The sequence below is a fragment of the Thiolapillus sp. genome, from assembly GCF_048562965.1.
Classification (GTDB): Bacteria; Pseudomonadota; Gammaproteobacteria; order Chromatiales; family Chromatiaceae; genus Thiolapillus; species Thiolapillus brandeum_A.
In genome coordinates this window covers 1-887 of record NZ_JBHNMF010001098.1, presented here as the reverse complement: position 1 = coordinate 887, position 887 = coordinate 1, and the positions used below count along the sequence as shown (strand labels likewise).

Below are 887 nucleotides of genomic sequence, written 5' to 3'. Positions count from 1 at the left end.
ACTCAACAGGCATGGGCCGCGGATTTTGCGGAAATCCGGACGTTTTTCAACAGCCTGTGATTCATTCGGCAGGAAAACAGGCCCAGTGTTTGTATTGACTTGGATGCTGGCGACAGCGAAACAAGCGTGTCTTCGGCCTCGTGATAGATTTTGGGACATCCCAGTCCCCAAAATCGACTCGGCCTTTGACAACCTATTTGTGCCCCAGCCGTCCTGGTCACCAAGCACTACGCAACAACTTCGCAAGCTCGTTGCTGCTCCGTACTTGACTCCCATATGACTGGACGCCGCGTTCGGAGGCCTACTTTGTTTTCCCTCTGGCGCAAGGCACGCCGGGAAAACAGCGCGGCCTCGCGGCTACTGGGGACTACCAGCCTTCGCTTCGCTCTCCATGGCTGGCAGCGCAAGCGTGTCTTCGACCTCGTGATAGATTTTGGGACATCCCAGTCCCCAAAATCGACTCGGCCTTTGACAACCTATTGGTGCCCCAGCCGTCCTGGTCACCCAGCACTACGCAACAACTTCGCAAGCTCGTTGCTGCTCCGTACTTGGCTCCCAATGACTGGACGCCGCGTTCGGAGACCTACTTTGTTTTCCCTCTGGCGCAAGGCACGCCGGGAAAACAGTGCGGCCTCGCGGCTGCTGGGGTCTACCAGCCTTCGCTTCGCTCTCCATGGCTGGCAGCGAAGGAAAGGGTATTTCAGGTGAGAGAATGACAAAAGAAAACGACATAGAACAACGCCTGCGCACCAAACTGCAAGACCTCAAATACACCTACCGCCCGGATATCCGCGACCGTGAGGCGCTGGAGCAGAACTTCCGCGAAAAATTCGAGGCGCTCAACCGCGTCAACCTCACCGATGCCGAATTTGCCCGCCTGCTGGATG

Annotated in this window: 2 protein-coding genes; both read left to right on the top strand. The window is 56.9% G+C overall.

What is annotated here, in order from left to right:
• The first annotated feature begins 140 nt into the window (after positions 1–140).
• Positions 141–269 (top strand): hypothetical protein, encoded by a 129-nt coding sequence (locus ACOCD2_RS22555; RefSeq protein WP_293653950.1) that lies wholly within the window; start codon positions 141–143, stop codon positions 267–269.
• Positions 270–306: 37 nt separating this feature from the next.
• Complete coding sequence (locus ACOCD2_RS22550; protein WP_419626172.1) at positions 307–708, top strand: hypothetical protein; 402 nt, start codon at positions 307–309, stop codon at positions 706–708.
• The last annotated feature ends 179 nt before the right edge of the window (positions 709–887 follow it).